The 3,227-nt window shown below is 75.1% G+C and carries 3 protein-coding genes and 1 pseudogene; 2 read left to right on the top strand and 2 right to left on the bottom strand.

The features are described from left to right. Nucleotides 1–1,040, bottom strand: a 1,040-nt coding sequence (locus HMPREF3159_RS10640; RefSeq protein WP_246821610.1) for a protein kinase domain-containing protein, incomplete at its 3' end; no start/stop codon positions are given. 116 nt (nt 1,041–1,156) lie between these two features. On the opposite strand from HMPREF3159_RS10640, the gene HMPREF3159_RS10635 reads away from it, so the two are divergent. Beyond that, nucleotides 1,157–1,510, top strand: coding sequence for an Rv2175c family DNA-binding protein (locus HMPREF3159_RS10635; RefSeq protein WP_141748181.1), 354 nt, complete (start codon nt 1,157–1,159; stop codon nt 1,508–1,510). 54 nt (nt 1,511–1,564) lie between these two features. On the opposite strand, the gene HMPREF3159_RS10630 is transcribed toward HMPREF3159_RS10635, so the two are convergent. After that, nucleotides 1,565–2,698 carry a polyprenyl synthetase family protein gene (locus HMPREF3159_RS10630; RefSeq protein WP_070501003.1) on the bottom strand — a complete coding sequence of 378 codons (1,134 nt, stop codon included), beginning with the start codon at nt 2,696–2,698 and terminating at the stop codon, nt 1,565–1,567. A 160-nt stretch (nt 2,699–2,858) separates the two neighbouring features. Here HMPREF3159_RS10630 and HMPREF3159_RS10625 point away from each other — a divergent pair. Then, nucleotides 2,859–3,227 (top strand): annotated as a pseudogene (locus HMPREF3159_RS10625) (hypothetical protein); the annotation flags it as partial.

Here is a 3,227-nt window from a genome sequence, read left to right as displayed (position 1 = left end):
GTCCCGTCCTCGCCCTCCGCCTCCCCGCCGGCGTCGGGCGCGGTGGTCTCGGCATCGGCGCCGCCGGGCGCGAAGACGCGCGGGCCGCGGGAGATGTCGGCCGCGACCTCGTCCAGCGAGGAGGTGGGGCGGGGGACGTCGCCGGTGTCGCTCGGCTCGATCTCCTCGGGCCGGGCGGCGAGCACCGCCGCGGGGAGCGTGCGGAGGAGCTCCCGCACCGCCTTCAGCAGGTCCGCAGCGGAGGCGGGTCGCTGCTCGACCCCGCGCGCGCAGGCCCAGGTGATCAGGGAGTCCAGAGAGCGGGGGATGCCGGAGACCAGCGTCGAGGGTGCGGGGATGTCCTCGTGGACGTGCTGGAAGGCGATGTGCACCGGCTGCTCGCCGCGGAAGGGCTGCCGTCCGGTCAGCATCTCGAACAGGACCACGCCGAGGGAGTAGAGGTCGCTGCGCTCGTCGGCCTCGCCGCGGGTGACCACCTCGGGGCTGATGTAGGCGACGGTGCCGAGCAGGGCGGCGCCGGTGGAGGAGTTGTTCGCGCCGATCGCGCGGGCGAGCCCGAAGTCGGCGACCTTCACGGTGTCCTGCCGGTCCAGCAGGATGTTCTCGGGCTTGATGTCCCGATGGACGATCCCGGCCCCATGCGCGGCGACCAGCGCCTCCAGCACCTGCGCCGTGATCTCGAGGGACTCGCCGACGGTGAGACGGCCGCGCTCCACGATCCGGGCGCGCAGCGTCTCGCCCTCGATGAGCTCCATGGCGAGGTAGATGCGGTCCTCGTCCTCGCCCTGGTCGAAGACGCCGACGACGTTGCGGTGGGCGAGGCGGGCGGCGGAGCGCGCCTCCCGTCCGAAGCGACGGCGGAAGTCCTCGTCCATCGCGAGGTGTGGATGCATGATCTTCAGGGCCACGACGCGGTCCAGGCGCTGGTCGTGCCCGCGGTGCACGGTCGCCATTCCGCCGCGCGCGATCGGCTCCTCGACCCGGTAGCGGTCGTCGAGGAGCAGGCTGATGCCGGGGGAAGTCGACGTCGCCGAGCTCACGTGTCCGAATCTATGGGGCGAGGGGCCCCGGAACGGGGAACGACACACGCGGCGCGCGGCACAGTGACGGGGTCGACGGGATGCGCGGGCCGCCGGAGCCGTGGCACTCTGGTCCCGTGAACGACCTGGACACCCTCATCACCGAATGGCTCACCCTTCCCGACGTCGCCGAGCATCTCGGCGTCGAGGTCTCGCGCGTCCGCCGCCTCATCGAGGAGGGCCGGCTGGTCGCCGTGCGGCGCGGGGATCCCGTGGTGCGCATGGTGCCGGCGCTGCTGCTCAAGGGCGGCGAGATCACCCCGCACCTGCCCGGCACGATCACCGTGCTGCGCGACGGCGGCTTCGAGGACGCGGAGCTGCTGGCCTGGCTGTTCGAGGAGGACGACTCGCTCCCCGGCCGTCCCATCGACCACCTCCGCCGGGGCCAGCGCGGCGAGGTGCGCCGCCGGGCGCTCGCCCTCGCCCTCTGAGTCACCGCCCGGCAGGCCGACCGGGACGTCCCGTCCCGGTCGGCGCCGGCCTCCTCAGGCCCGCAGCGAGTCGACGTCCGTCGCACGTGCTGCGAGCGCCTCGAGCCCGGCGCGGCCCAGCTCTCCCAGCCCCTCGGCGGCCTCCAGGAGCTCCCGGCCCCGGGCGGCGCGAGCGCGCACGTCGGCGGCGACCGAGGCGACGGCCCCCGTCGCGACCATGAGCTCGTGCACGGCGTGGACGGCCGCCTCGTCCGCCTCGGCATCGCCGACCACGCGCGAGAGCAGGCGCTGTCCCTCGACGTCGGCCGCGGCCTCGGCGCGGGCCAGGAGCACGGTGCGCTTGCCCTCGACGATGTCGCCGCCGATCGGCTTGCCGGTGGCGTCCTGGTCCCCGACCACGCTGAGCAGGTCGTCGCGCAGCTGGAACGCGGTCCCCACCTCGATCGCCCAGCTGGAGAGCGCCTCGAGCTCCGACTCCTCGGCGCCCATCAGCGCCGCCCCCATCCGCACGGGCCGCAGCACGGTGTACGGCACCGTCTTCCAGCGGATCACCGAGAGCGCGGCCTGCTCCGCATCGGGGGCGGAGGCGAAGCCGCCCGCCTGATGGAGGATGTCGAGGTGCTGCCCGGACATCACCTCGGTGCGCATGGCCTCGAACTCGGCGCGGGCCGCCGCGACGCGCGCGGCGGGACCCGGGATCGCCGCTGCGATCTGCTCCGCCCAGGTCAGGGCGATGTCGCCGAGCACGATCGCGACCGCGACGCCGAACTCCTCGGCGGAGCCGGAGAGCCCGGCGGCCTCGTGCGAGCGCTGGGCCCGGACATGCTGCGCCGGGCGTCCCCGCCGCACGGGGGAGTGGTCGATCACGTCGTCGTGGAGCAGCGCCGCCGCCTGCACGAGCTCGATCGCCGCGCCCAGCCTCGCGAGCGCCTCCACCTCCTCGGCCGTCGGCTCCCGGCGGAGCGCCGCGACCCCGCCCCAGAAGCAGAACCGGGGACGGAGCAGCTTCCCGCCCTCGAGGAAGGCCTCGAGGTCGTCCACCAGCGCCGCGCTCTCCGTCGAGATCCGCCCCAGCTGCGCCCTGCGCTCGGAGAGCTCGGCGGACGTGACCTCCTCGATCCGGGAGACGAGCAGCGCGTCGAGATCCGAGAGGCGAGCGGCGGGGGGAGTCGGCGAGGCAGCGGTCATCGAGGGGTCCTTTCGCACGGGTGCCCCTGATCCTCCCATGCACGCCTGGGACCTCCCGCGCACGCCCGGGCGCGACGCGACCGTTCCTCCCCACCGGGGCTCCGTCCCCAGGGCGCGCTCCTCCCGCCCGCTCGGCCGCCCGATCGCGCAGGGTCGGGGCATGACGACGCACATCACCCCCGCCGATCCCGGCCGCCACCTCGGCGCGGCCGCCGACCCCGCCGAGCTCCTCGCCGAGGCGCGGCTCAGCCTGTACGAGGCCCCCTCGGACTGCCTGCTCCTGTCCGGCACCGCCGCACCGGGCCGCCAGCCCCTGATCACCCGGTCCTCCCTGCACGACCTGCTCGCTCCGTGCGGCGGCGAGAACCTCCGTCGCCACGTCCGCCTCGTCGCCGAGCGGGGAGCGGAGGGGATGCACGCCCTGATCGTGATCGGCGACGGCCGGCAGAGCGTGCTCGAGCCGCTGGTGCGCGAGGTGCTCGCCCGCGCCGGCGGCCTCGTGGCCGCCACCGCCGCCGCGCTCGGCCCA

Source organism: Brachybacterium sp. HMSC06H03 (assembly GCF_001807385.1).
GTDB lineage: Bacteria > Actinomycetota > Actinomycetes > Actinomycetales > Dermabacteraceae > Brachybacterium > Brachybacterium conglomeratum.
The sequence above is the reverse complement of the archived record's forward strand: the minus strand, read 5'-3'. Positions and strand labels throughout refer to the sequence as shown.

Coding starts and splice junctions, on each gene's coding strand:
- HMPREF3159_RS10630 (WP_070501003.1), bottom strand. CDS start 2,698: ATGACCGCTGCCTCGCCGACTCCCCCCGCCGCTCGCCTCTCGGATCTC.